The sequence below is a fragment of the Pseudomonas flavocrustae genome (assembly GCF_029872515.1).
Classification (GTDB): domain Bacteria; phylum Pseudomonadota; class Gammaproteobacteria; order Pseudomonadales; family Pseudomonadaceae; genus Chryseomonas; species Chryseomonas aestiva.
In genome coordinates this window covers 760,886-786,433 of sequence record NZ_JAPDIQ010000001.1, presented here as the reverse complement: position 1 = coordinate 786,433, position 25,548 = coordinate 760,886, and the positions used below count along the sequence as shown (strand labels likewise).

Annotated in this window: 25 protein-coding genes; 17 read left to right on the top strand and 8 right to left on the bottom strand. The window is 66.4% G+C overall.

Going from position 1 to position 25,548, the window contains the following annotated elements; genetic code table 11:
• Nucleotides 1–67 precede the first annotated feature (67 nt).
• On the top strand, nucleotides 68–700 hold the full coding sequence (locus tag OMP44_RS03635) for a LysE family translocator (RefSeq protein ID WP_280306498.1): 633 nt from the start codon (nucleotides 68–70) through the stop codon (nucleotides 698–700).
• On the opposite strand, the gene OMP44_RS03630 is transcribed toward OMP44_RS03635, so the two are convergent.
• Entirely contained in the window at nucleotides 697–3,267 is a 2,571-nt protein-coding gene (locus OMP44_RS03630) for a bifunctional diguanylate cyclase/phosphodiesterase (protein WP_280306497.1), read from the bottom strand. The genes OMP44_RS03635 and OMP44_RS03630 overlap by 4 nt on opposite strands.
• Nucleotides 3,268–3,579: 312 nt before the next feature.
• Between OMP44_RS03630 and xdhA the strand changes: the two genes are divergently transcribed.
• Genes xdhA through guaD form a run of 4 tightly spaced genes read left to right on the top strand, consistent with a single transcriptional unit; the run spans nucleotide 3,580 to nucleotide 9,560 of the window.
• Entirely contained in the window at nucleotides 3,580–5,019 is a 1,440-nt protein-coding gene (xdhA, locus tag OMP44_RS03625) for a xanthine dehydrogenase small subunit (protein ID WP_280306494.1), read from the top strand.
• Entirely contained in the window at nucleotides 5,012–7,411 is a 2,400-nt protein-coding gene (xdhB, locus tag OMP44_RS03620; protein WP_280306493.1) for a xanthine dehydrogenase molybdopterin binding subunit, read from the top strand. Before xdhA ends, xdhB begins: the two co-directional genes overlap by 8 nt.
• A complete protein-coding gene (gene xdhC, locus OMP44_RS03615) occupies nucleotides 7,408–8,232 on the top strand; it encodes a xanthine dehydrogenase accessory protein XdhC (RefSeq protein ID WP_280306491.1) in 825 nt (274 codons plus the stop codon). The genes xdhB and xdhC overlap by 4 nt, the downstream gene beginning before the upstream one ends.
• A 23-nt stretch (nucleotides 8,233–8,255) precedes the next feature.
• Nucleotides 8,256–9,560 carry a guanine deaminase gene (gene guaD, locus OMP44_RS03610; RefSeq protein ID WP_431312615.1) on the top strand — a complete coding sequence of 435 codons (1,305 nt, stop codon included), beginning with the start codon at nucleotides 8,256–8,258 and terminating at the stop codon, nucleotides 9,558–9,560.
• A gap of 213 nt (nucleotides 9,561–9,773) precedes the next feature.
• On the opposite strand, the gene OMP44_RS03605 is transcribed toward guaD, so the two are convergent.
• Entirely contained in the window at nucleotides 9,774–10,871 is a 1,098-nt protein-coding gene (locus OMP44_RS03605; protein WP_133861022.1) for an NADH:flavin oxidoreductase/NADH oxidase, read from the bottom strand.
• Between the two features lie 92 nt (nucleotides 10,872–10,963).
• Between OMP44_RS03605 and OMP44_RS03600 the strand changes: the two genes are divergently transcribed.
• Both OMP44_RS03600 and OMP44_RS03595 read left to right on the top strand, forming a co-directional pair.
• Nucleotides 10,964–11,287: an ArsR/SmtB family transcription factor gene (locus OMP44_RS03600; RefSeq protein WP_133861023.1), complete on the top strand. Its 324-nt coding sequence runs from the start codon at nucleotides 10,964–10,966 to the stop codon at nucleotides 11,285–11,287.
• A 194-nt stretch (nucleotides 11,288–11,481) separates the two neighbouring features.
• Nucleotides 11,482–12,528: an SGNH/GDSL hydrolase family protein gene (locus tag OMP44_RS03595; protein WP_273862231.1), complete on the top strand. Its 1,047-nt coding sequence runs from the start codon at nucleotides 11,482–11,484 to the stop codon at nucleotides 12,526–12,528.
• Nucleotides 12,529–12,598: 70 nt separating this feature from the next.
• Here the strand turns inward: OMP44_RS03595 and uraH are convergent, their stop codons facing one another.
• Complete coding sequence (gene uraH, locus OMP44_RS03590; protein ID WP_280306488.1) at nucleotides 12,599–12,970, bottom strand: hydroxyisourate hydrolase; 372 nt, start codon at nucleotides 12,968–12,970, stop codon at nucleotides 12,599–12,601.
• Nucleotides 12,971–13,186: 216 nt separating this feature from the next.
• Here uraH and puuE point away from each other — a divergent pair, with 216 nt between their 5' ends.
• The 4 genes from puuE to OMP44_RS03570 are packed head-to-tail and all read left to right on the top strand — an operon-like array spanning nucleotide 13,187 to nucleotide 16,132.
• Nucleotides 13,187–14,095 (top strand): allantoinase PuuE, encoded by a 909-nt coding sequence (gene puuE, locus OMP44_RS03585; protein ID WP_280306486.1) that lies wholly within the window; start codon nucleotides 13,187–13,189, stop codon nucleotides 14,093–14,095.
• Nucleotides 14,092–14,604, top strand: coding sequence for a 2-oxo-4-hydroxy-4-carboxy-5-ureidoimidazoline decarboxylase (gene uraD / locus OMP44_RS03580; RefSeq protein WP_133861027.1), 513 nt, complete (start codon nucleotides 14,092–14,094; stop codon nucleotides 14,602–14,604). Before puuE ends, uraD begins: the two co-directional genes overlap by 4 nt.
• A 23-nt stretch (nucleotides 14,605–14,627) precedes the next feature.
• Nucleotides 14,628–15,635, top strand: coding sequence for an allantoicase (gene alc / locus OMP44_RS03575; protein WP_133861028.1), 1,008 nt, complete (start codon nucleotides 14,628–14,630; stop codon nucleotides 15,633–15,635).
• The gene (locus OMP44_RS03570; RefSeq protein ID WP_280306483.1) at nucleotides 15,632–16,132 is read left to right on the top strand and encodes an ureidoglycolate lyase; all 501 of its coding nucleotides are present in this window, start codon (nucleotides 15,632–15,634) and stop codon (nucleotides 16,130–16,132) included. The genes alc and OMP44_RS03570 overlap by 4 nt, the downstream gene beginning before the upstream one ends.
• On the opposite strand, the gene rarD is transcribed toward OMP44_RS03570, so the two are convergent.
• From rarD to OMP44_RS03555, 3 genes are all read right to left on the bottom strand, one after another.
• Nucleotides 16,129–17,037 carry an EamA family transporter RarD gene (gene rarD, locus OMP44_RS03565; protein ID WP_273862235.1) on the bottom strand — a complete coding sequence of 303 codons (909 nt, stop codon included), beginning with the start codon at nucleotides 17,035–17,037 and terminating at the stop codon, nucleotides 16,129–16,131. The genes OMP44_RS03570 and rarD overlap by 4 nt on opposite strands.
• On the bottom strand, nucleotides 17,034–17,885 hold the full coding sequence (locus OMP44_RS03560) for an EamA family transporter (RefSeq protein WP_280306482.1): 852 nt from the start codon (nucleotides 17,883–17,885) through the stop codon (nucleotides 17,034–17,036). Before OMP44_RS03560 ends, rarD begins: the two co-directional genes overlap by 4 nt.
• A gap of 74 nt (nucleotides 17,886–17,959) precedes the next feature.
• Nucleotides 17,960–18,550, bottom strand: coding sequence for a DUF3060 domain-containing protein (locus OMP44_RS03555; protein WP_280306480.1), 591 nt, complete (start codon nucleotides 18,548–18,550; stop codon nucleotides 17,960–17,962).
• A gap of 172 nt (nucleotides 18,551–18,722) precedes the next feature.
• Here OMP44_RS03555 and OMP44_RS03550 point away from each other — a divergent pair, with 172 nt between their 5' ends.
• The 3 genes from OMP44_RS03550 to OMP44_RS03540 all read left to right on the top strand — a co-directional run bounded on the left by OMP44_RS03550 (nucleotide 18,723) and on the right by OMP44_RS03540 (nucleotide 22,196).
• Nucleotides 18,723–19,613 carry a LysR family transcriptional regulator gene (locus OMP44_RS03550; RefSeq protein WP_133861033.1) on the top strand — a complete coding sequence of 297 codons (891 nt, stop codon included), beginning with the start codon at nucleotides 18,723–18,725 and terminating at the stop codon, nucleotides 19,611–19,613.
• A 62-nt stretch (nucleotides 19,614–19,675) separates the two neighbouring features.
• A complete protein-coding gene (locus OMP44_RS03545) occupies nucleotides 19,676–20,230 on the top strand; it encodes a peptidylprolyl isomerase (protein WP_222613601.1) in 555 nt (184 codons plus the stop codon).
• Between the two features lie 94 nt (nucleotides 20,231–20,324).
• The gene (locus tag OMP44_RS03540; RefSeq protein WP_280306478.1) at nucleotides 20,325–22,196 is read left to right on the top strand and encodes an ABC transporter ATP-binding protein; all 1,872 of its coding nucleotides are present in this window, start codon (nucleotides 20,325–20,327) and stop codon (nucleotides 22,194–22,196) included.
• Here OMP44_RS03540 and OMP44_RS03535 read toward each other — a convergent pair.
• Nucleotides 22,151–22,768, bottom strand: coding sequence for a hypothetical protein (locus OMP44_RS03535; RefSeq protein ID WP_280306476.1), 618 nt, complete (start codon nucleotides 22,766–22,768; stop codon nucleotides 22,151–22,153). The genes OMP44_RS03540 and OMP44_RS03535 overlap by 46 nt on opposite strands.
• Before the next feature lie 172 nt (nucleotides 22,769–22,940).
• Here OMP44_RS03535 and queD point away from each other — a divergent pair, with 172 nt between their 5' ends.
• The 3 genes from queD to OMP44_RS03520 all read left to right on the top strand — a co-directional run bounded on the left by queD (nucleotide 22,941) and on the right by OMP44_RS03520 (nucleotide 25,170).
• Nucleotides 22,941–23,297 carry a 6-carboxytetrahydropterin synthase QueD gene (gene queD, locus OMP44_RS03530; RefSeq protein ID WP_280306474.1) on the top strand — a complete coding sequence of 119 codons (357 nt, stop codon included), beginning with the start codon at nucleotides 22,941–22,943 and terminating at the stop codon, nucleotides 23,295–23,297.
• Nucleotides 23,298–23,379: 82 nt separating this feature from the next.
• Nucleotides 23,380–24,846, top strand: a complete 1,467-nt coding sequence (locus OMP44_RS03525; protein WP_133861038.1) for an inorganic phosphate transporter — start codon at nucleotides 23,380–23,382, stop codon at nucleotides 24,844–24,846.
• A gap of 141 nt (nucleotides 24,847–24,987) precedes the next feature.
• Complete coding sequence (locus tag OMP44_RS03520; RefSeq protein WP_187979629.1) at nucleotides 24,988–25,170, top strand: hypothetical protein; 183 nt, start codon at nucleotides 24,988–24,990, stop codon at nucleotides 25,168–25,170.
• 99 nt (nucleotides 25,171–25,269) lie between these two features.
• Here the strand turns inward: OMP44_RS03520 and OMP44_RS03515 are convergent, their stop codons facing one another.
• A complete protein-coding gene (locus OMP44_RS03515) occupies nucleotides 25,270–25,479 on the bottom strand; it encodes a hypothetical protein (RefSeq protein WP_280306473.1) in 210 nt (69 codons plus the stop codon).
• Nucleotides 25,480–25,548 lie beyond the last annotated feature (69 nt).

Here is a 25,548-nt window from a genome sequence, read left to right as displayed (position 1 = left end):
GCACCGGTCAGCTTCCCAGGTAGACAGCCACTCCGGTCGTCCCATGCCAGCAGGTTCAGACACGTCAATGCAACACTTCGCCCTCTACCTCCTGCTGTGCGGCCTCACCATCGCCAGCCCCGGCCCGGGCGTACTGCTCACGATCACCAATGCGCTGCAGCTGCGGCTGCGCGGCGCCCTGCCGGGCATCCTCGGGGTGGTGCTGGGCATACTGCTGGTCGCCATCCTGGCCAGCACCGCGCTCGGCGCCTTGGTGAGCAGCTCGCCACGGACCCTGCAGGGATTGCAGCTGGTCGGCGCGCTCTACCTGGGTTGGCTGGGGCTGCGGCGTCTGCGCAGTCCCGCGGCCCAAGGCCGGCAGCCTGCCGCCACTCGGCCTTCGGTCAGCGGTGGCAGACACCTCCTGCAGGGCTTGCTGGTGTCCCTCACCAACCCCAAGCTGATCCTCTTCTTTCTGGCGCTGTTTCCTCCCTTCATCCAGGTGGATCGCCCGGTGTTGCCGCAGCTGGTGCTGCTGGTGGCGACCTTCAGCCTGATGAGTTTCATCATCCATTGCAGCTACGCCGGGGCGGCGACAGTCCTGAGTGCCCGCCTGACCTCGGATACCGCCCTCGCCCGGCTGCAGCGGGCGGCTGGCGCGCTCTTCCTGGTGTTCGCCACGCTGTTGCTGGGGGCGGCCCTGGGGTCCCCAGGCGGCTAGTGCGCGACCAGGGTCCGGCTGGCGTCGCTCGACGCTTCCCGCGGCTGAGACTGCTCCTGCCGCAAGGCCGCAAAACGCGCCGGGGACAGCGGTCGCTGCAGATGGAAGCCCTGCGCCTGGTCGCATTTGAGGTCGGCGATGCGCGCCAGCTGGCCGGCGGTCTCGATGCCCTCGGCCACCACCGTCAACGACAGGGCCCGCCCCATGCTGACAATCGCCTCGACAATGGCGGCATTGCTCTCGCTCACCTCGATGTTGGAGACGAAGCTGCGATCGATCTTCAGGCAGTCGAAGGGATAGGTGCGCAGATAGCTCAGGGAGGAATAGCCGGTGCCGAAGTCGTCCATGGACAGCCGCACGCCCAGGGCCTTGAGCTTCTTCATCAATTCCAGGGCACCGGCGGCGTCGTCCAGCAGGACGTTCTCGGTCAGCTCCAGCTCGACCCGCGCCGGGTCGATACCGGTGCGCAGGAGGACCTTGCTGATCCGCGCGATCAGGTCATCGCGCTGGAACTCCAGCGGTGACAGGTTGATGGACACGATCAACTCCGGCGCCCACTCCAGCGCCTGACTGCAGGCTTCCTGCAGCACCCAGTCGCTCAGCCCCAGGATCAGCCCGGTTTCCTCCGCCACCCCGATGAATTCGGCGGGCGCCAGCCGACCACGGACAGGATGATTCCAGCGCACCAGCGCCTCGGCGCCCAGCAAGCGCTGGCCATTGGCGGCGAAGCGCGGCTGGAAATCCAGCTCGAATTCCAGTCGCTGCAACCCCAGGCGCAACTCGGTCTCCAGTTGGCGCCGCTCGAGGATGCGCTGATTCATGGTGGGCTCATAGAACCTCAGGGTGTTACGCCCCGCCGCCTTGGCTTCGTACAGGGCGATGTCGGCATAGCGCAGCAGATCCTCGGCACCATGGCCATCCTGGGGCGCCCGGGCGATGCCGATACTCGCCCCGATGTTGATGTCGTGCTCGTCGATGCGCATGGTCCGGCCGATGCCCTCCAGCATCCGGTTGCACAGCACGCTCACCTGCTCGGCGCTCAGGCAGCCATTCACCGCGATGACGAATTCATCACCGCCGATGCGCGTGACCAGATCGCCTTCGCGCACGCTGGCGCGCAACTCCCGGGCGACCTGACAGAGCACCTGGTCGCCGGCGCCATGGCCGAGGGCGTCGTTGACCGGCTTGAAGCGGTCCAGGTCGAGGGCCAGCAGATGCAGCGGCTGACTGGCGTTGACGCCCTCGGCGAAGCGCTGCGCCAGGTAGCGGTGCAGTTGATGACGGTTGGCCAGTCCGGTCAGGGCATCGTGCTGGCTGATGTGTTCGATGCGCGCCTTGGCCTCGATCTCCTCGGTCACGTCGCACACGGTGCCGCGAAAGCCGGCCAGCAGGCCACCGCTGATGATGGGTTGCGCCGTCAACTGGCAGTACCTGAGCTTGGCCTGGGCGTCGCGCATCTCGCAGCGCAGGGGGCGCCGGGTCCGGCCGGCCGCCAGCGGCGTCCTCGCCACCTCTTCCACCTGGCTCGGCGGATAGCCGAGCAGTTCGTGCAGCGGGCGGCCCAGCCAGTCCTCGCGACTGAAGCCGGTCACCGCCACGAAGCGCTCCGAAAGATAGACCAGCCGCTGCTCAGCGTCGCTCTCCCAGATCCAGTCGGACGAGGCCTCGGAAACGGTGCGGAAGCGCTGCTCGCTGTGCCTCAGGGCATCTTCGGCCACATCCGTCTGCCGTGCCGCCAGGCCGATCCGGCGGCGCAGGTACCAGACCAGCAGCAGCGCCAGACCACACATCGCCGCCAGCAACGGCAGGAACTGCGCCAGCAGACCTTGCCCCATGCCATGCACCCGCCAGTGCAAGGTCACGGCGATACCCGGATCGGACTTCACCACCAGGGTCGGCCGCTCCACCACGGCGGGCAGCTCCCCTGGCTCCGCGGTCAGCCCGGGCAATTCGAAGGTCTGGCCGAGCTGGGCAAGCTTGTCCGGCGTGAGGATGTCGACGAAGACCATGTAGGACAGCCGCTTGAAGTCCTGGTAGGTGGCGTCCGGGCGGATGACCGCGGCCAGCACGCTGGCCGGCTTGCCCTCGATCAGGAAATAGCCCTGGGCATAGCCATCCTTGAGCGAGCGCTCCCGGGCCTGAGCCAGCAACGGCGCCTGGTCGTCGCCCAGCCAGGTATCCAGTTGCAGCTTGCTGCGACCGCCGCCGACCACGGCGTAGCGCGTGACACCAGAGGGCGCCAGGATGAAGGCTCCATTCACGCCATAGCCGCTGTAGAGGGATGGCCCGACGTTATCTTCTTCGTAGGCCCAGTTGACGTCGACCTTCTTGCCGGTCCGCGCATAGGCCTCGATCCAGAAGGAGTAATCGGTCAGCACCCGGCCCAGCTTGTCCAGCCGCGTCTCCAGCGCCCGCTGGGCATCCGCCTCGCTGTGATGGCGTTGCTGCTCGTCAATGCGCGCGCACAGGTCGAACAGCATCCATCCGGCCAGAGTGAAGATGAGGGTGACCAGTGCGAAGAAACCCAGGGAGGCCTGACGAGCGACGCGATTGAGTTGAGTAGGCACGATAGCGACCTGTGGCAACGGTTGTACGAGGGTGCTGACGGCAGGCGGCCAGGCCGTAATCGTCTGCCTTTATATCGGCACTGCTGTGATGGCCTTGAAGCGCCGGCATAAATATTCCGCAGAAACGCAGCTTAGAGCGCTTGTTTTGCACCATTGGCGTGCAACACGGCACTGGGCGCGCCAGGACGGCGCGGCCTTGGCCAGGCCGCTTGCCCAAAAACGACAGCAGCGCTCCACTCGACCGGGCAATTGTTGACCTATCGGTCAGCTTTACCCACCATCGAGACATTCGAGACCAGGTGGAGAGCGGCCGTGATCAGGTTTCTGCTGGACCAGGAGCTGCGCAGCGAAGAGCAGCTCGACCCCAACCTCACCGTGCTGCAGTACCTGCGCGAGCGCTGTGGCAAGACCGGCACCAAGGAAGGCTGCGCCTCGGGCGACTGCGGCGCCTGCACCGTGGTGCTGGCCGAGCCCGATGGCGACCGGTTGCGCTATCGCACCGTCAACAGTTGCCTGACCTTTGTGGCGGCGCTGGACGGCCGGCAGCTGATCAGTGTGGAGGACCTCAAGCACCGGGGCCGTCTGCATCAGGTGCAGCAATCGATGGTCGACTGCCATGGCTCCCAGTGCGGCTACTGCACCCCGGGCTTCGTCATGTCGCTGTTCGCCCTGCAGAAGAACGTGGCCGCGCCGGATGACGCCGCGACCCACGAAGCCCTGGCCGGCAATCTCTGTCGCTGCACCGGCTACCGGCCGATCCTAGCCGCGGCCGAACAGGCCTGCGCCGGGCGGCAGCCGGATCAGTTCGATGCCCGCGAGCAGCAGACCCTGGAGCGTCTCCAGGCCCTGGCGCCTACACCCGCTACGCGCCTGGAAGGAAACGGTCGACGCTGCCACAGCCCCACCAGCCTGAGCGAACTGGCCAGTCTCTACCTTGCCCATCCCGAGGCGCGCCTGCTGGCCGGCGGCACCGACCTGGCCCTGGAGGTCACCCAGCAGCATCGCCGCCTGGAGACCCTGATCTACCTGGGCAACCTGCCCGAATTGCGCGGCGTTACCCTGAGCGACGAGGTCATCGAGATCGGCGCCGCCACCCCGCTGGCCGATTGCGCCGCCGCCCTGGCCGCCGACTACCCGGACTTCGGCGCCCTGCTGCAGCGCTTCGCCTCCCTGCAGATCCGCAACCAGGGGACCCTGGGCGGCAATATCGGCAATGCCTCACCCATCGGCGACAGTCCGCCCCTGCTCCTGGCGCTGGGCGCCAGCGTGCTGCTGCGCCAGGGCGAACGGCTGCGCGAACTGGCCCTCGACGACTTCTTCCTCGACTATCGCCAGACCGCCCTGGAGCCGGGCGAATTCATCCAGGCGGTACGGGTGCCGCGGTCACGTGATGGCCTGGTGTTCCGCGCCTTCAAGGTGTCCAAGCGACTGGATGACGACATCTCCGCGGTCTGCGCCGCCTTCGCCCTGGAGCTGGAGCAGGGCCGCGTCGCCAGCGTGCGCATCGCCTATGGCGGCATGGCGGCCACGCCCAGGCGGGCAGCGCGCTGCGAACAGGCGCTGCTCGGCCAGCCCTGGAACGCCGCGTCCATCGAGCGCGCCGTCCAGGCCCTGGCCGAGGATTTCGCCCCGCTGTCGGATTTCCGCGCCAGTCGCGAATACCGTCTGCTGACGGCGCAGAACCTGCTGCGCAAATGTCACCTGGAAACCACTCAGCCCGCGCTCGCCACGAGGGTCACCGCCCATGCCTAGCACCCTGCCCGCCCGTACCCCCGAGGAAATGGCCGCGGCCTTCGCCGCCGGCCTGGCCACCGGCGTCGGCAAGCCGCTCAAGCACGAGAGCGCCGACAAGCATGTCAGCGGCGAGGCCCTGTACATCGACGACCGCCTGGAGTTTCCCAACCAGCTGCACGTCTATGCGCGGATGAGCGAGCACGCCCATGCGCGGATCAAACACATCGATCTCGCGCCCTGCTACCAGATCCCCGGTGTGGCCCTGGCCATCACCGCCGCCGACGTACCCGGCCAACTCGACATCGGCGCCGTCTTGCCCGGCGATCCGCTGCTGGCCCATGGCGAGGTGCAGTACCTGGGCCAGCCGGTGCTGGCGGTGGCCGCGACCAGCCTCGACGCCGCCCGCCGCGCCGCCCAGGCCGCCCTCGTCGAATACGAGCCGCTGGAGGCCATCCTTGACGTCAAGGAAGCGCTGCGCCGCGAACACTTCATCTCGCCCAGCCACAGCCATCAAATCGGTGACGCGGCCGCCGCCCTGGCCGCCGCGCCCCATCGCCTGCAGGGCGAACTGGTCATTGGCGGCCAGGAGCACTTCTACCTGGAAACACAGGTAGCCTCGGTGATGCCCACCGAAGACGGCGGCATGCTGGTCTATTCCTCCACCCAGAATCCCACCGAGGTGCAGAAGCAGGTGGCCGAGGTGCTGGGGGTGTCGATGAACAGGGTCACCGTCGACATGAGACGCATGGGTGGCGGCTTCGGCGGCAAGGAAAGCCAGGCCGGCATGCCGGCGGCGCTCTGCGCGGTGTTCGCCCATCTCACCGGGCGCCCGGTGAAGATGCGCCTGCCGCGATTCGAAGACATGCACATGACCGGCAAGCGCCATCCCTTCCACGTCGACTACGACGTCGGCTTCGACGACGATGGCCGACTGCTGGGCATCCGCTTCGAACTGGCGGGCAACTGCGGCTATTCGCCCGACCTGTCCAACGCCATCATCGATCGCGCCATGTTCCATGCCGACAATGCCTATTTCCTCGGCAACGCCCAGATCACCGGCCACCGCTGCAAGACCCACCTGGCGTCCAACACCGCCTACCGCGGCTTCGGCGGCCCCCAGGGCATGCTGGCCATCGAGAACGTCATGGACGCCATCGCCCGCCATCGCGGCCTCGACCCGCTGGAGGTACGGCGGCGCAACTACTATGGCAAGGAGACGCGCAACCTCACCCACTATCACCAGGTGGTGGAAGACAACCTGCTCGACGAGATGACCACGGACCTGGCGGCCAGCAGTGACTACCAGGCGCGGCGCGAGGTCATCCGCGACTTCAACCGGAACAGTCCGGTACTGAAGAAGGGCCTGGCGCTGACTCCGGTGAAATTCGGCATCTCCTTCACCTCCTCCTTCCTCAACCAGGGCGGCGCCCTGGTCAACGTCTACACCGATGGCAGCATCCACCTGAACCATGGCGGCACCGAGATGGGCCAGGGGCTCAACACCAAGGTCGCCCAGGTGGTGGCCGAGGTCTTCCAGGTCGACATAGCCCGCATCCAGATCACCGCCACCAACACTGACAAGGTGCCCAACACCTCGCCCACCGCGGCCTCCAGCGGCACCGACCTCAACGGCAAGGCCGCGCAGAACGCCGCCCAGACCATCAAGGACCGCCTGATCGACTTCGCCAGCCGCCACTTCCACGTCGGGCCTGAAGAGGTCGACTTCCGCAACGGCCACGTCAGGGTGCGCGACCGGCTGCTGAGCTTCGAGGAGCTGATCCAGCTGGCCTATGTCGGCCAGGTGTCGCTATCCAGCACCGGCTACTACCGCACACCGAAGATCCACTACGACCGCGACCAGGCCCGCGGGCGGCCCTTCTACTACTACGCCTTCGGCGCCGCCTGCTCCGAGGTGCTGATCGATACCCTCACCGGCGAATACCGCCTGCTGCGCACCGACATCCTCCATGACGTCGGCGCCTCCCTGAATCCGGCCATCGACATCGGCCAGGTCGAAGGCGGCTTCGTCCAGGGTCTGGGTTGGCTGACCATGGAAGAACTGGTGTGGAACGATGCCGGCAAGCTGCTCACCGCGGGCCCCTCCACCTACAAGATCCCGGCGGTGAGTGACGTACCTCCGGACCTGCGGGTGCGGCTGGTGGAGAATCGGCAGAATCCCGAGGCCACGGTGTTCCATTCCAAGGCCGTGGGCGAACCGCCCTTCATGCTTGGCATCTCGGTGTGGTGCGCCCTGCAGGACGCCGTGGCCAGCGTGGCGGATTACCGCTTCCACCCGGCGCTGGACGCGCCGGCCACCCCGGAACGGGTGCTCTGGGGCGTGGAGCGCATGCGCCGCCTGGCCACCGAGCTGCAGACCGCCCCGGTCCCCACCACGGAGGAGCCCGCATGAACAGCAGACGTGGCTGGCTGGCCCTGCTGGCCGACTTCGAGGCGCGCGGCGAACCCTGCGTGCTGATCACCGTGGCCGACGAGCAGGGCTCCACGCCCCGCGAGGCCGGCACCAAGATGCTGGTGGGCCGGGAAGCGCAGCACCTGACCATCGGCGGCGGCCACCTGGAATACCGCGCGGTGGACATCGCCCGGGAAATGCTCGCCGCCGGTACGCGCCAGCCGCGCCTGGAGCGTTTCTCCCTGGCCGCCAGCCTCGGCCAGTGCTGCGGGGGCGTCACCACCCTGCTCTTCGAACCCCAGCTGGCACAGGACGTCCCGGTGATCGTCTTTGGCGCCGGCCATGTCGCCCGCGCCCTGGTGCCGCTGCTGGCCGGGCTGCCTTGCGCGGTGCGCTGGGTGGATTCGCGCGCCCAGGAATTTCCCGCCGTCCTGCCCGCCGGCGTGGAAAAGCGCTTGACCGACGAGCCGGTAGACGAGATCGCCCGGATGCCGGCGGGTGCCTACTACATCGTCATGACCCATAATCACCCCCTGGACCTGGAGTTGACCGACGCCATCCTCGCCCGTGGCGACCATGGCTATTTCGGTCTGATCGGCTCCCGGACCAAGTGGGCCAAGTTCCGCCACCGCCTCGCGGCGCGCGGCCACGGCGCCGACCGCCTGGCCACGGTGCGCTGCCCGCTGGGCCTGCCCGAGGTCCAGGGCAAGCTGCCGCTGGAGATCGCCATCGCCGTGGCCGGCGAGGTCATCGCCCACTACGGTCGCCAGGCCGAGCAGGCGGATCTGCCCCTGCGCCTGGTCACTGCCACCCCCAATTAGCTCTAGCCCTATTTGAGATCGTTATGACCGCCATCGCCCATCGCGCCGCCCTGCTCCACAGCCTCGCCGACCCGGCCGAGGTGGGGCTGGACGCCTCCTACGAATACCATGCCGACGGCCTGCTGCTGGTCGCGGACGGCCGCATCCAGGCCATGGGCCCGGCCGCCGAGCTGCTGCCCACCCTGCCCGCCGGCACCCAGGTCATCGAGCACCCCGACGCCCTGATCACCCCCGGCTTCATCGACACTCATATCCACTATCCGCAGACCGGCATGATCGCCAGCTACGCCGAGCAACTGCTGGACTGGCTGGACACCTACACCTTTCCCACCGAGGGCGCCTTCGTCGATCCGGCCAAGGCCGCCGAGGTGGCCGAGGTCTTCGTCGGTGAACTGCTGCGCAACGGCACCACCACCGCCCTGGTGTTCGGCAGTGTCCATCCGCAGTCGGTGGATGCCTTTTTCGAGGTCGCCGAACGTTTCGACCTGCGCATGATCGCCGGCAAGGTGCTGATGGATCGCAATGCCCCGGACTATCTGCAGGACACCGCCGAATCCGCCTATGCCGACAGCAAGGCGCTGATCCAGCGCTGGCACGGCAAGGGCCGCCTGCACTATGCCGTCACCCCGCGCTTCGCCCCCACCAGCACCCCGGAGCAACTGGAAGCCGCCGGCCGCCTGCTGGCCGAATACCCGGACGTCTACCTGCACACCCACCTCTCCGAGAATCTCAAGGAGATCGACTGGGTGAAGGCGCTGTTCCCGGAGCGCAGCCACTACCTGGACGTCTATGACCACTTCCAGCTGCTCGGCCCGCGCTCAGTGTTCGCCCACGGCATCCACCTCTGCGACGCCGAGTGCCAGCGCCTGCACGACACCGGATCAGCGGTGGCGCACTGCCCCACCTCCAACCTCTTCCTCGGTAGCGGACTGTTCGATCTCGAACGGATGGAAGCCTTCAAGGTCAACGTCGGCCTGGGTACTGACGTTGGCGCCGGCACCAGTTTCTCGCTGCTGCAGACCCTCGGCGAAGCCTACAAGGTGCAGCAACTGCGCGGCCATCGCCTGCATCCCTTCAAGTCGCTGTACCTGGCCACCCTGGGCGGCGCCCGCGCCCTGCGCCTGGACGAACGCATCGGCAGCCTGGCCCCCGGCCACGACGCCGACTTCGTGGTGCTCGACCTCAAGGCCACCCCGCTGCTCGACTACCGCCTGCAACAGTCCAGGAGCCTGGAAGAAACCCTCTTCGTCCTCACCACCCTGGGCGACGACCGGGTGGTACGGGAAACCCATGCCGCCGGTCGCCGGGTACACAGTCGCGACGCCTGATACCCTCACCCCGTAGCGTGGAAAACCGCGCAGCGTTTTCCACGGGTGGAGCAAAACGGCACTGTTGGGCTTCGGCGATGGAGCCGCCTCAACCCAACCTACCCATTACCGTAGGTTGGGCTGAGCGCAGCGAAGCCCAACAAAACCCACCCCCATCCCATACGCACAAAAAACCGCCCCGAGGGGCGGTTTTCATGTTCAGCCTAGGCCGACTCAACTGGTGCGATAGCGCTCCAGCCAGTGGGCGTAGGGCGCCGGCAGCACCCAGGACGGCTGGTCGACGCCCAGAGCCTTGGCCGCATAGTAGGGCCAGTGCGGATCGGCCAGGTGAGCGCGACCTACCATCACCAGATCCAGTTGCCCATCGGCCACCACCTGGTTGGCCAGCGCCGGGGTGTCGATGTTCCAGGCCGAGGCCACCTTGAGGCCGGTCGCCTTGCGTACCTGTTCGGTGACGGGTGCCAGCAGACCCGGTCCCCAGGGGATGTTGGCGGTCGGGGTGGAGAAGCCGATGCTGACACTCAGCAGGTCGAGGCCTTCGCGCTTGAAGCCCTGGGCCAGCTCTATGGATTCGGCCAGGGTCTCTTCGTCGCGACCGTCGTATTCGATCACGCCGAAACGCGCGGTCAGCGGCAGGTGCTCCGGCCAGACCTGGCGCACCGCGGCCAGGGTTTCCAGCAGGAAGCGGCTGCGGCCGGCGAGGTCGCCACCGTACTGGTCGTCGCGCTGGTTGGAATGCACCGAGAAGAAGCTCTGCGCCAGGTAGCCGTGGGCGAAGTGCAGCTCCAGCCACTCGAAGCCGGCCTCATAGGCACGCTTGGCGGCATCGACGAAGTCCTGGCGGACCCGGGCGATGTCGTCCAGGGTCATGGCCTTGGGCACCTTGGGCAGATTGGCGCCAAAGGCCACCGCGGACGGGGCGATGGTGTCCCAGCCACGGGCGTCGTCGGCGGCGATGTGGTCATCGCCTTCCCAGGGACGGTTGGCGCTGGCCTTGCGACCGGCGTGGGCGATCTGGATGCCCGGTACCGAACCGGCGGCCTTGATCGCCTGGACCACCGGCACGAAGGCCTGGGCGTGCGCGTCCGACCAGATGCCGGTGCAACCGGGGGTGATCCGGCCTTCCGGCGAGACCGCCGTGGCCTCGACGACCACCAGGCCCGCACCACCGCGGGCCAGGCCGGCATAGTGCACCTGGTGCCAGTCATTGATCACGCCATCGACGGCGCTGTACTGGCACATGGGCGGGATGGCGATGCGGTTGCGCAACGTCACGTCCTTCAGGGTAAAGGGTTGGAACAATGCGGACATCTGAGCGGTCTCCAATAAGGCGGATGTTGTTTCGTTATTTCGATATTAATCGAACATAACATAATCGCCAACCCCCGGTGTATGATTAGCGCATGCGCCCTTTCAAACATCCCAGTCCCGACGAATTCTCCCTTGAGCGCCTGTTCCATGCGCTCAGCGATCCCGTACGTCTGGACATCGTCCGCTACCTGGCGCGGGTCGCCGAGGCCACCTGTGGCGAACTTGACGGGGGCCGTCCGAAATCCAGCATGTCGCACCACTTCCGCGTCCTGCGCGACGCCGGCCTGGTACACACCCGCAACGCTGGTACCACGCACATGAACCAGTTGCGGCGCGACGACCTGGATCAGCGTTTCCCCGGGCTGATGGCAGCCATCCTGGCGCAGTCTTCCGATCCCGTGATCAAGCCGGACTAGCTCGCTCGTGGTGCAGCCTTAGCTGCGAAACCTCGGACTTGCCCATCGCTCTTGCCATCCCGTGCTGGTCGTCGGCTGCCGCTTCGCCTGGTCCGGGCGCCGGGAACTCCGACCTTGCTTTTCCGCTCTTCCCGGTATGAAGGTTGCAAAAGATAAAAGCAGCACCGACGCTGGACGCTGCCGGGAGGTAGACGATGGGCAAGCACTGGGGATTGGCGACCGCACTCGCAGGTGTCGCCACGTTGCTCGCCCTCGTACCCAGCCCTGAGCCCATCGCCGAGGCGCGGGGCATCCAGAGGGTCATCGCCTTTGGCGACAGCCTGATGGACTGCGGCACCTTCGGCCACATCTACGCAACCAACCCGGGGCGCACCTATCCCCAGGAAATTGCCGACGCCTACGGTATCGAACTGGGCCCCAATCGTCAGGTGGAAGGCTATGGTCACGAGGGTCCGAGCGATCCCGACGGCCTCTGCTACGCCGAGGGCGGCGCCGTAACCGGCAGCTTCACCGAGCCAGGCTTCGACCACAACGAGGCGCCGCTGGCGTTTTCCCAGCAGATCCGCAATTTCGAGATGCAGCATGGCCGCTTCCGCCAGCAGGACCTGGTGCTGGTGCAGATCGGCGGCAATGACATCATCGGCCCCTTCTACGACAAGACGCTCAAGGCCGCGCTGATGGCTGATGCCCCGCTGACTCCGGAGGTACGCACGCAGGTCGAGGCCCGGATCCGCCATACGGCCCTGAACGAGGTCAAGCTGCTGCGCTACCTGCTGAGCCTGGGTGCCCAGCGGCTGGTCGTGCTCAACAACACCGACTACGGCAAGGCGCCCTATCTCGAGCCCTGGACCGAGCAGGTGGCGCAGCGCAATCATGATCTGGTGAAGCTCTACAACGACACCCTGCAGGCCAACCTGCCGGCCGGAGACCGCCTGCTGCTGGTGGATGCATACCGGGTGATGGAAGAGGTCTTCGCCCACTACGGCAACTATGGATTCACCCATGCCGAAGGCGATGCCTGCCTGCCCGGTCGCGAATTCTGCGATCCGGACAGCTACGTCGAACCGGGCGCTGACCAGGCCTATATCTTCGGCGCCCGGGGTCATTTCGCCAGCCGTACCCACAGCATGCTAGCCCAGGTGGTGCTGGAACGTATCGCCCAGACCTGGCCAGACAGTGCCGTGCCGGACCGACCGCTGCTGGCCAGCGCCCGGTTGGCCAGCGAGCCGACCTTCCACTAGCCTGAGCGGATCCACGCCCCAGGCTGGTGCCGGCTCCCCCCCTGCGCGCACCGCCGCAGAGCAGTCGTCCCTAACTGCCGCGATAGGTTGAATAGCTGTAGGGCGAAACCAGTAGCGGCACATGGTAGTGCGCCGCCTCATCGGCGATGCCAAAGCGCAGGACCACGGTGTCAAGAAATGCCGGTTCCTCCAGCGTCGTCCCCCGTCGCCGATAGTAGTCACCCACCGCGAATTCCAGCTCGTAAGTACCCGCCGTAAAGGCTTCGCCCTGCAACAGCGGTGCATCGCCGCGGCCATCGGCATTGGTCCGCACTTCGCCCAGCGCCTGCCGCGACACCCCATCCAGGCGGTACAGGCGGACGGCGATGTCCGCGCCGGGGCAGCCGCCGGTAGTGTCCAGCACATGGGTCGTCAGGTAACCGCCAGGGGATGAAACGGACATGGGAGAACTCCTGCAAGGGGGATGATCCAGCCTAGCAGTTTTCTACCCGCCGATTGTATACAGCTCCTTGCCCCGCCCTAACCTAGGGATCATCGTCCTCTAGCGCACCAAAGTCTTCAGACCGGTCAGACCAGTTGGGCAGGATTCTTGCTGGGACTCGGCAAAGGCCGCCAAACATTGTATACAAAACATCTCGACTGCCAGGATGCCCTTCCCATGACCTATCCCCGCGATCTCATCGGCTACGGTGCCCAGCCGCCCCACCCGCGCTGGCCGGGTGACGCCCGCATCGCCCTGTCCTTCGTGCTCAACTACGAAGAGGGTGGCGAACGCAACATCCTGCACGGCGACAAGGAATCCGAGGCCTTTCTTTCCGAGATGGTCGCCGCCCAGCCGCTGCAGGGCGTACGCAACATGTCCATGGAGTCGCTCTACGAATACGGCAGTCGCGCCGGCGTCTGGCGCATCCTGGAATTGTTCGCCAAGCAACAGGTACCCCTGACCATCTTTGCCGTGGCCATGGCCGCCGAGCGCCACCCCGAGGTCATCCGCGCCATGGTCCAGGCCGGCCACGAAATCTGCAGCCACGGCTATCGCTGGATCGACTACCAGTACCTGGACGAAGCCGAAGAGCGCGCCCATCTGCAGCGCGCCATCGAGATCCTTACCCGGTTGACCGGCAAGCGTCCGCTGGGCTGGTACACCGGCCGGACCGGGCCCAACACCCGGCGCCTGGTCATGGAGGAAGGCGGCTTTCTCTACGACAGCGACACCTACGACGACGACCTGCCCTATTGGGAGCCCGATACGCCCACCGGCAAGCCGCACCTGGTGATCCCCTACACCCTGGATACCAACGACATGAGATTCACCCAGGTCCAGGGCTTCCATACCGCCGAGCAATTCTTCCAGTACCTCAAGGACGCCTTCGACACCCTCTACGCGGAAGGTGCCAGCGCGCCCAAGATGCTCTCCATCGGCCTGCACTGCCGGCTGATCGGTCGCCCCGGTCGCCTGGTGGGTCTCAAGCGCTTCCTCGAATACGCCCAGAGCCATGAGCGCGTCTGGTTCGCCCGCCGGGTGGACATCGCCCGTCACTGGCACAGGGAGCATCCGCCGGCATGAGCGCCTTCCACACCGTCACGCCCAGCCAGCTGGATCGCGCCGCCTTCGTCGCGGCCTTCGGCGGCATCTACGAGCACTCCGCCTGGGTCGCCGAGCGCGCCTTCGACGAGGGCCAGCCGCTGCCGGACAGCGTCGACGCCCTGCATCAGCGCCTCGCCGCTCAGGTCGCCCGGGCCAGTCACGCCGAGCAACTGGCGCTGATCCAGGCACATCCGGATCTTGCCGGTCGCGCGGCCCTGGCCGGCGAGCTGACCGCCGCCAGCAGTGGCGAACAGGCCGGTGCCGGCCTCGATCAATGCACCCCGGACGAGCTCGAGCGCTTCACCCGCCACAACGACGCCTACCGCGCCAAATTCGGCTTCCCCTTCATCATGGCGGTGAAGGGCAGCAACCGGCATCTGATCCTGGCGGCCTTCGAAGAGCGCCTGCCCAACAGCCCGGAGCAGGAATTCCAGCGCGCCCTGGCCGAGATCGATCGCATCGCCCTCTTCCGCCTGCAGACCCTCTGACCCTTCCCCGACAAGAGCACTCCATGAAACGCACCTATGCCGCGCCCTTCGAGAAGTACCTCAACCTCGCCGACGCCCGTCTCGGCACCCGCGTCATCAGCGTCACCGACGACTGGTTCGCCGCCGCCGACCGCATGCTCCAGCCCCACGAGCCGGAGTGGAAGGAAGGCGTCTACGACGACAACGGCAAATGGATGGACGGCTGGGAATCGCGACGCAAGCGTTTCGAAGGCTACGACCACGCGGTGATCCGCCTGGGCGTGCCCGGCTCGATCAAGGGCGTCGACATCGACACCCGCTGGTTCACCGGCAACTATCCGCCCTCAGCCTCCCTGGAAGCCTGCTTCTGCGCCGAGGGCGATCCGGCCGAAGACGCTGCCTGGACCGAGGTGCTGCCGGCCATCGAGATGCAGGGCAATAGCCACCACTACCATGCCATCGCCGATGACCGCCCCTGGACCCACCTGCGGCTAAACATCTTTCCGGACGGCGGTGTGGCGCGCCTGCGCGTCTATGGCATTCCCCATCGCGACTGGTCGGCCCAGGCCGAAGACGAGGTACTGGACCTGGCTGCCGCGCTCAATGGCGGGCGCGCCCTGGCCTGCAATGACGAGCACTACGGCCGCATGAGCAACATCCTCAACCCCGGTCGCGCCGACAGCATGGCCGATGGCTGGGAAACCGCGCGCCGTCGCACCCCCGGCAATGACTGGGTGATCATCGCCCTGGGCCATGCCGGCACCGTCGAGGAGATCCTGGTGGACACCCTGCACTTCAAGGGCAACTACCCGGACAGCTGCCAGATCCAGGGCGCCTTTGTCCGCGGCGGTACCGATGGCCAGATCGAGACCCAGAGTCTGTTCTGGAAGGAGCTGCTGCCGCCGCAAAAGCTGCAGATGCACCAGGAGCACAGCTTCCGGGAGCAGGTCCGCGACCTTGGCCCCATCACTCACGTGCGCCTGAACATCTTTCCGGACGGCGGTGTCAGCCGGCTGCGACTGTTCGGCAAGGTGGCACGGGGCCAGGCATGAGTCGGCCACTGCGCATCGAGCCGCTGACTGCCGAGGGCTTCGCGCCCTTCGGCGAGGTCATCGAGACGGCGGGCCGGGACTGGTATCCGATCAACAACGGCTCGACCCGGAGATACCACGCTCTGGCCCGGGTCGCGACGGGACCGGCGGACGGCGCGGCGATCATCAGCATCTTTCGCGCCCGGCGCCTGGACTATCCGCTGACCATCGCCATGCTCGAACGCCATCCCCACGGCAGCCAGGCCTTCGTGCCGCTGCGCGGCGAACCCTTTCTGGTAGTGGTGGCGCCACCCACAACGGAGCCGGATGCCCGCGCCATCCGCGTCTTTCGCGCCGATGGCCAGCAGGGCATCAACTACCACGCCGGGGTCTGGCACCATCCGGTGCTGGCCCTGCGCGACGAAGATGAATTCCTCATCGTTGATCGCGCCGGCAGCCTGCCCAACTGCGACGAGTTCTTTTTCGCCGCGCAGGAATGCCCGATCCTGGCGCTCTAGGGCGCCACCGGCGCGCGCCTGAGCTGCTTGCGCAGCAGGCGCGCACTGTCCAGGCAGACCCAGGCCACCGCCAACCAGATGGGACCATAGGTCCAGATCGCACCCTCCGGCAGTTGCTCACCAAGCACATAGAGGGCGACGAACACCAGCAGCGCCGGCTCCACATAGCTGAGGATGCCGAACAGACTCAGCGGCAGCATGCGACTGGACGCCAGCATGGCGGCGAAGGCGATGGCACTGAGCAGGCCCAGGCCCGGCAGGAGCGCCCACAGCCAGGGCGTCTGCTGCAGGATGGCGCCGGGCGAGAACCAGTGCAGGGCGAGCAGCGCGAAGGGTAGCAGGCAGCACATCTCAAGTACGAAGCCCGACAGCGCATCCACCGCCATCCAGCGGCGCAGGACGAAATACGGCGGATAACCCACCACCGGCAGCAGGCTGACCCAGGACAGCGCTCCGGTCACCCAGACCTCGTTGACCACCCCCAGCAGCGCGCACACCACCGCTACCTGCTGCAGCGGCCGCAGGCGCTCGCCATAGACCAGGCGTCCGGTCAGCACGATCGCCAGGGGCAGCAGGAAGTAGCCCAGCGACATGGCCATGGCCTCGCCATTCATGGTCGCCCAGACGAACACCCACCACTGGATGCCCATCAGCAGCGCCGCCGCCGGGATGGCCAGGCACAGGCGGGGCTCGCGCACCAGCCGTTTGAGCGTGGCCCACAGGGCCCTGCCCTCCCGCAGCACCACCACCAGCAGCAGCACCATCGGCAACGACCAGACCACCCGCAGGGCCACGACCTGCAGGCCATCCAGCGGCGCCAGCCAGGCGAAGTACACCGGCATCAGCGCGAACAGTACCGATGACAGCACCGAAAGGCCCAGGCCCTTGCCGGACAGCACATTCATGACGGGCGCCCCAGACGATTGATGAACAGTGACAGCAGGATGATCCCGCCGCCCAGCAACAGCCTAGGCAGATCGGCCGGGTGCTGCCAGATCAGCAGGCTGACCAGCAGACCGGCCGGCACATGGGCCTCGTTCATGATCGCCAGGGTGCCGCCGTTGACCCGCAACGAACCCAGCGTCCACCAGTACAGGCCGAGCGCCGTGGCAAACACGCCCATCCACACCAGCACGCCCCATTGCAGGCCCGTGCTGGGCAGCCGCGCCGGATTGCCGAACAGCAGAAAGGACAGCGCCGCCACCAGCAGGGCACCGAGAAAGAACAGGCCGAAGTAGCGATGCAGGGCGCCCTGTCCGGCATAGGCATGGCCCAGGTGCTTGCACAGCACCTGGCCGGCGGCAAAGGTCAGGTTGGCCACCTGCAGCAGCAGAAAACCCAGCAGGTAGTCACCGGTCAGTGGCTGGAAACGGATCAGCGCCGCGCCGCCCACCGCCACCACCGCCGCCAGCAGCGACCAGAGGCGCAAGCGCCGCTGCCAGGCATCGTCCAGCAGGGTCACGTAGATCGGCGTGAGCACGGTGAACAGCAGCACCTCGGGCACCGTCAATACCGCGAAGCTGCGGTACAGGCACAGATAGGTGATGCCGAACTGCAGCGCGCCCGCCGCCATCAGCCCCAGGGCGAAGCGTCCCGGCACCCCGCGCCAGCGGGTGAACGGCAGGAACAGCACGAAGGCGATGGCCACGCGGACCAGCACGGCGAAGTCGCTGTCGACCCGACCGGCGAGGTACTCGCCGATCAGGCTGAAGGAAAACGCCCAGATGAGGGTGACGAGCAGGAGATAAGGCATGGCGGCGACGCACGAAAAAGGTGCGCGACCTTAACGTGCCCGTCGCCGGAGGGAAACCCCCGGCTCGTCGCCGGCTAGCGGGTGGCGTTGAGGCCCGAGGGCTCGCCGCCGCTGAGCGCCGCTACCGACTGATTGGCCTGCAGCACATTGTCGCTGCCCGAGACCAGGGTCTTGGGTTCGGCCACGCCCGCGGCGCGCGACCAGTAGACCTGCTGATTGGAACCGCCCACGGCGATGTCGGCCTGGCTGAGCAGGGTCAGGCGCGCCTTGGCGCCGTAGCCATAGGCATCGACCTTGGCCAGGCCGTCGCTGCCGCGCACGTTGGCCTGCACCTGCTGGTAGCCACCGCCGATGCTCAGGCTGGCCACCGCGCCCTTGACCGTGGTGACGCTGCCCAGGCCATGGATGGTCAGCGCCTGGGCGCCGTCGAGCACCAGCCGATGATGACTGCCGTAGACGGCCACCGTGCCGCACTGACCTTTCAACGTCAGGGTATTGCCTTCGCCGGACAGGGACACGTCCCGGCCTTCGCAGTCGAGGGTGCGACTGATGTTCATGCCGTCGATATCGATCGGCTCGGCCGCCACCGCGCGGGATTCCTCGGCCTGGACCAGCAGCGGCGCGATGACCAGACAGCAACCCAGCAATGCCTTGAATGACGACATGGAGACTCCTTGTCTTGCCTAGAGTGGGAAACTCATCGGCTGGCTTGGAGGGTGGCGCCGACGAGACATTTGCTCCTGCGGGCGGAATTTTTTCGTGCCGTGATGGACGCCGCGTTTTGCCATTGCCACCCTAGGCACTAACATGCGCCCTTTCGTGGCTCCAGAGCGCTCGATGAAGACTCCTCGCGTTTCCCTCGATCAGTGGCGAACCCTGCAGGCGGTGGTGGACCACGGTGGCTACGCCCAGGCCGCCGAGGTGCTGCATCGCTCCCAGTCGTCGGTCAGCTATACCGTCGCCCGCATGCAGGAGCAGCTCGGCGTGCCGCTGTTGCGCCTGGAAGGTCGCCGCGCCGTGCTGACCGATGCCGGCGCCGTGCTCCTGCGCCGTTCACGGCGCCTGGTGCAGCAGGCCAGCCAGCTGGAGGAACTGGCCTACCACATGGAACAGGGCTGGGAATCCGAGGTGCGCCTGGTGGTGGACGCCGCCTACCCGACCCGTCCGCTGCTGCTCTGCCTGCGCGAATTCATGCCCCAGAGTCGTGGTTGCCGCATACGCCTGCGCGAAGAGGTCCTGTCCGGGGTGGAGGAGGCCCTGCTCGACGGCTCGGCGGACCTGGCGATCACCGGCCTGGTGATCGCCGCCCATCTGGGCGCCTCCCTGGGCAACGTGGAATTCGTCGCCGTCGCCCATCCCGAGCATCCGTTGCACCTGCTGCAGCGCACCCTGGTGACCGCCGATCTGGAAGAGCAGCTGCAGATCGTCATCCGCGACAGCGGCCGCGCCCAGCCCCGGGATGCCGGCTGGCTGGCCGCCGAACAACGCTGGACGGTGGGCAGCATCAGCACCGCCGCCACCTTCCTGCGCGACGGCCTGGGCTTCGCCTGGCTGCCGCGGGACGCCATCCAGACCGATCTCGACGCCGGCCTGCTCAAGCCGCTGCCGCTGGAACAGGGCGCCCAGCGCTTCCATCCCTTCCAGCTCTACAAGACCCGCCAGCACGAACTGGGCCCGGCGTCGCAGATCCTCATGAACCTGCTGCGCAAGCATGCCCTGCCACGCTGACCGTGGCGGGGTGCCAGCCGGGTTGCTATCGTTCGCCAGTCGTCTCTGCCACTCAAGGATCCATCATGTTCAAAGCCCTGCTTGCCGCCTGCGCCCTGTTCGTCGCCTCCACCACCTGGGCCGCGGACAATCCGCACGTGCTCATCAGCACCAACAAGGGTGACATCGAGGTCGAGCTGGATGCGGCCAAGGCACCGGTCAGCACCGAGAACTTCCTGGGCTACGTCGACAGCGGCTTCTACAAGGGCACACTGTTCCATCGCGTCATCCCCGGCTTCATGATCCAGGGCGGTGGCTACACCCGCGACATGCAGGAAAAACGCACCAAGGCGCCGATCAAGAACGAAGCCGACAACGGCCTGAAGAATCTGCGCGGCACCCTGGCCATGGCGCGGACCTCGGACGTCAACTCCGCCACCAGTCAGTTCTTCATCAACGTCGAGAACAATGCCTTCCTGGACCACGGCTCGCGCGACTTCGGCTACGCGGTATTCGGCAAGGTCGTGCGCGGCATGGAAGTCGTCGACCAGATCGCCGGGGTGCAGACCACCCGCCAGGGCATGCTGCGCGACATTCCCCGTGAACCGGTGATGATTCTCGCTGCCAAACGGCTGTAGCCGACCCGTCCTGCCGGACGATCCGCTGGCGGTCGTCCGGTTAACCAGGCGAGGCCCCAGTGCGAGACGCCGTCTCCCCCCACAAGGACCCCGCATGATCTTTCGCCGCTTCGAACGCATCATCGATGCGTTTCGGGAAGCCCCCGATGAAATGCCGCCCACTGGGATCGGCGCCTTCTATCTCCACTTTCTCAAGCAAGCCTGGCCGGCCTTCGCCCTGCTACTGGCAGTGGGTCTCATCGGCGCCCTCGTCGAAGTCGCCCTGTTCAACTTCATCGGCCAGATCGTCGACCTCGCGGGCAGTGCGCCCAACAGCACGGTGTTCTTCCAGGAGCACGGTGGCACCCTGATCTGGATGGCGGTGGTCACCCTGGTCATCCGGCCCCTGTTCATCAGCCTGCACGACCTGCTGGTGCACCAGACCATCACCCCCAGCCTCACCACCCTGATCCGCTGGCAGAACCATCGCTATGTGCTCAAGCAGAGCCTGGGCTTCTTCCACAGCGACTTCGCCGGGCGCATTTCCAGCCGCATCATGCAGACCGGTGTCTCCCTGCGCGATTCGGCGGTGCAGGCGGTGGATGCCATCTGGCACGTGCTGATCTTCGCCGTCACCTCGCTGATCCTGTTCGCCCAGGCCGACGTCTGGCTGATGGTCCCGCTGATCCTCTGGATCATCGGCTATGTCATCGCCCTCTGGTATTTCGTGCCCCAGACCAAGGAGCGTTCGGCCATTGCCTCCGAAGCCCGCTCGCAGCTCTCCGGGCGCATCGTCGACGGCTACACCAACATCTCCACGCTCAAGCTGTTCTCCCACTCGGCCCAGGAGGAGCAATATGCCCGCCAGGCCATGGAAGAGCAGACCGAAAAGGCCGAGCGCGCCGCTCGCCTGATCACCGCCATGGGCGTGACCATCGCCATCCTCAGCGGCTTCCTCATCGCCGGCACCACGGGCCTGGCCCTCTGGCTCTGGCACCAGGGCGTCATCTCCGTCGGGGCCATCGCCCTGGCCACCGGCCTGGTGATCCGCATCAACAGCATGTCCGGCTGGATCATGTGGGTGGTCAACGGCATCTTCGAGAACATCGGCATGGTGCAGGACGGCATGAGCACCATCGCCAAGCCGCGCCAGGTTGGTGACGCCCCGGACGCCAAGCCGTTGCAGGTGACCCGCGGCGCGGTGCTGTTCGAGGACATCGCCTTCCACTACGGCAAGGGCGCCGGCATCATCGAAGGCCTGACCCTCGATGTCGCTCCGGGCGAGAAGATCGGCCTGGTCGGCCCTTCGGGCGCCGGCAAGTCGACGCTGATCAACGTGCTCCTGCGCCTCTATGACCTGGAAGGCGGTCGCATCCTGGTCGACGGCCAGGACATCGCCCATGTCACCCAGGAAAGCCTGAGATGCCAGATCGGCGTGGTCACCCAGGACACTTCCCTGCTGCATCGCTCGATCCGCGAGAATCTGCTCTACGGCCGTCCCGAGGCCACTGATGAAGAGCTGCATGCCGCTCTGCGCAAGGCCAAGGCGGACGACTTCATTGCCCGCATCACCGACGCCCATGGCCGTACCGGGCTGGATGCCCAGGTGGGTGAACGCGGGGTCAAGCTCTCCGGCGGTCAGCGCCAGCGCATCGCCATCGCCCGTACCCTGCTCAAGGACGCGCCGATCCTGCTGCTGGACGAAGCCACCTCCGCCCTCGACTCCGAGGTGGAAGCGGCGATCCAGGAAAGCCTGGAAACCCTGATGGAAGGCAAGACGGTGATCGCCATCGCCCACCGGCTGTCGACCATCTCGCGCATGGATCGCCTGGTGGTCATGGAGCGCGGCCAGATCGTCGAGATGGGCTCCCACGACGAGCTGATCGCCTACAACGGCCTCTATGCCCGTCTATGGCGCCACCAGACCGGCGGCTTCGTCGGTCATGGCGTGCCGGGCAGGCAGCGGGTGCGCAGCAGCTCCAGCTGATGCTGCTGGTCCAGGCCCGGATAGAAGCCTTCGATCTTCTGCAGCCCACCCAGCCAGCTGCGCTTCTCCACCACGCACTCGAACACCGGGCAGGCGGCCTGCCCGGTCTTGCCGCAGTCCTGATAGTAGCCGAGGCGCTGGCTCTTCTGCGCCGTACCCTGGAACGGACCCTGGCGTTCCTGCAGCACATAGAAGTCGATATCCGCGGCGCTGCGATGATTCTCCCATTGGAACGCCAGGGTGCTGGGATAGAAGAGCACCAGCAGGCCCGCCAGCAGCACCCAGAGGATGCCGGCCGTCACCGGCAGCGGCAGCCGTGAACGGAAGCGGCGGCCACCGCGGATGATCAGCGCGGTCACCACCGTGACCAGCGCCAGGGCGATGCACAGCGACGGCAGGCCGGTGATGACCTGCCCCGCCACGCCAATGTCCAGGCCGCTGGGCGACGGTACCGTCCGATAGCCGATCTCCACGCGCTCCCAGCCGACCTGATTGCCGATCAGACCAACGAGACCGAAGACCGCGGCCAGGCCAAGGAGCACCCAGAAGGTACGGGGATTGCTGCTGCGCATAGGGATTCTCGTCCGGACAAAGACCGGGAGACTGCCTAAGCCCGCCGGCGAAGGCAAATCGGAATTCCGCCGGTTCCGGCGCCCGCGGCCGCAGGTTCGGCAAGCCGCTGTCGAGCTGATAGACTGCCGTCCCGCAGCCGTCACATACCGTGGCCCAACGCGAGTGGTTATCGTGGAAATTTTCAAAGAATTCGTTTTCGAAGCCGCACACTTCCTGCCCAATGTTCCGGCCGGGCACAAGTGCGGTCGTCTCCATGGGCATTCCTTCAAGGTAGGCCTGCACGTCGAGGGTCCCATCGATCCCCATACCGGCTGGGTGCGGGATTTCGCCGACATCAGGGCCGTCTTCAAACCCCTGTACGAGCGTCTCGACCATCATTATCTGAACGACATCCCGGGCCTCGAGAATCCCACCAGCGAAGTGCTCGCGCGCTGGATCTGGCAACAGCTCAAGCCTCTGCTACCCGAGCTCAGCCAGGTTCGCGTCCACGAGACCTGCACCTGCGGCTGCATCTACCGCGGCGACTAAATCGCCCCTCCCATTCAAGGTGGCGATGGCGGCAGTCATTTTTCTGCCATAATTCGCGCCTGCCAACTGTCGACGTATCCCCATGTTCGAACTTTTCAGCGGACTCCATGCCTGGGTCGCCATCAGCCTCGTCTTGGCCCTGGCCTTTGTGCTGGCCTTTGAATTCATCAACGGCTTTCACGACACCGCCAACGCCGTCGCCACGGTGATCTACACCAAGGCGATGCCACCGCACCTCGCGGTGTTCTTCTCCGGCATCTTCAATTTCCTCGGTGTGCTGCTCGGTGGTGTCGGCGTCGCCTACGCCATCGTCCACCTGCTGCCGGTCGAACTGCTGATCAACGTCAACACCGGCCATGGTCTGGCCATGGTGTTTTCGCTGCTCGCCGCGGCCATTACCTGGAACCTGGGCACCTGGTACTTCGGTATCCCCGCCTCCAGCTCCCATACACTGATCGGCTCCATCCTCGGTGTCGGCGTGACCAACGCCCTGCTGACCGGCCTGCCGGTGAGCGAAGGCGTGAACTGGCAGAAGGCGATCGACATCGGCCTGTCGCTGATCTTCTCGCCGCTGGCCGGCTTCGCCGTCGCCGGCCTGCTGCTGCTCGCCCTCAAGCGCTGGCGGCCGCTGTCGAAGATGCACAAGACCCCGGAACAGCGCCGCGAAGTGGATGCCAAGAAGCACCCGCCCTTCTGGAATCGCCTGATGCTGGTCCTCTCGGCCATGGGCATGAGCTTCGTGCACGGCTCCAACGACGGCCAGAAAGGCATCGGCCTGATCATGCTGGTGCTGATCGGCATCGTCCCGGCCAAGTTCGTGCTGGACCTTGACAGCACCACCTACCAGATCGAGCGCACCCGCGATGCGGCCATCCACCTGGGCCAGTTCTACGAGCGCCAGGGCGACAACCTCAAGGACTTCCTCGCCGAAGTGCCCGGCAATCGCGACCTGCCCCAGGAATTCCGCTGCGCCCCGCACATGACCGTGCCGACCCTGCAGGCACTGCTGGCCGATCTGGAAGGCATCACCGACTACCGCGCCATGAGCGACGACCATCGCCAGCAGGTGCGCCGCTACCTGCTGTGCCTGGACGACACCGCCAAGAAGGTGAGCAAGCTGCCGGTGCTGACCGCGCGCGATCGCGACGACCTCAGCCGCCTGCGCAAGGACCTCACCAGCACCACCGAATACGCGCCCTTCTGGGTCATCATCGCGGTCGCCCTGGCGCTGGGCATCGGCACCATGGTCGGCTGGCGCCGCGTGGTGCTCACCGTGGGCGAGAAGATCGGTCGCCAGGGCATGACCTATGCGCAGGGCGTTAGCGCCCAGGTGACGGCCGTGGCCGCCATCGGCATGGCCAACGTCTTCGCCCTGCCCGTCTCCACCACCCACGTGCTGTCCTCGGGCGTCGCCGGCACCATGGTCGCTAACCGCAGCGGCCTGCAGGGCAGCACGGTGCGCAATATCCTCATGGCCTGGGTCCTGACCCTGCCAGCCTCCATGGCTCTCTCCGCCGGTCTGTTCTGGCTGGCCCACCTGTTCCTGTGACCCGTACCGACCGGGCGCCGCGCGAGCGGCGCCCGGTCGGACCCCTCGTCGGGAAAGCCCGAACAGGATAGCTATTGACGAGTCTACTGAAATGTGTCCCAGCAGAGACACCTTTCCGAGACAGCCGTACGGTGAACGTCAATGACTCCTGCGACCTACATCCTTCTCCTGGTACTTGGCTGGCTAGCCCTGGCGCTGGCCATACTCTGGGCCATGCTGCGTCTGGCACGCCGCGCCAGACCCGTGGCGACGTCCGCGCCCAGGGCGCTGCCCACGGCCATTCCCACCTCCCCCGTGAGTCCAGGCAAACACCTGGTCTGCTAGCACTGCGGACGTGACGAGGCCACCTCGACACCTGGGCAGTGCGTGGGGAAAAAGGAAGATTCTTATTGTTTGAAAGGAAGGGATTCGAACCGACGCGAATCAGGTGAGCAGGGTATTTTCCTGAGCGCTGCGGCTCATCTGCTCGAGGATCTGGTCTTGCTGCTGCGGGGTCAGGGTATCCCAGCAGTGATGCTTGACGAACAGCCCGGCGCCAAAGGCGACGTACAGCGACAGGGCGACGATGACGAGCGTTTCCAGCCCGACGATGGCCCAGGAACGACTCTTGGACGTGTTGTCCTTGGTTTTCATAACGACCTCATCAAATTAAGAGGGGCAATAGTTTAGTCCCTTAAGCAACTGCCGTGCAGCGCCAGCCGT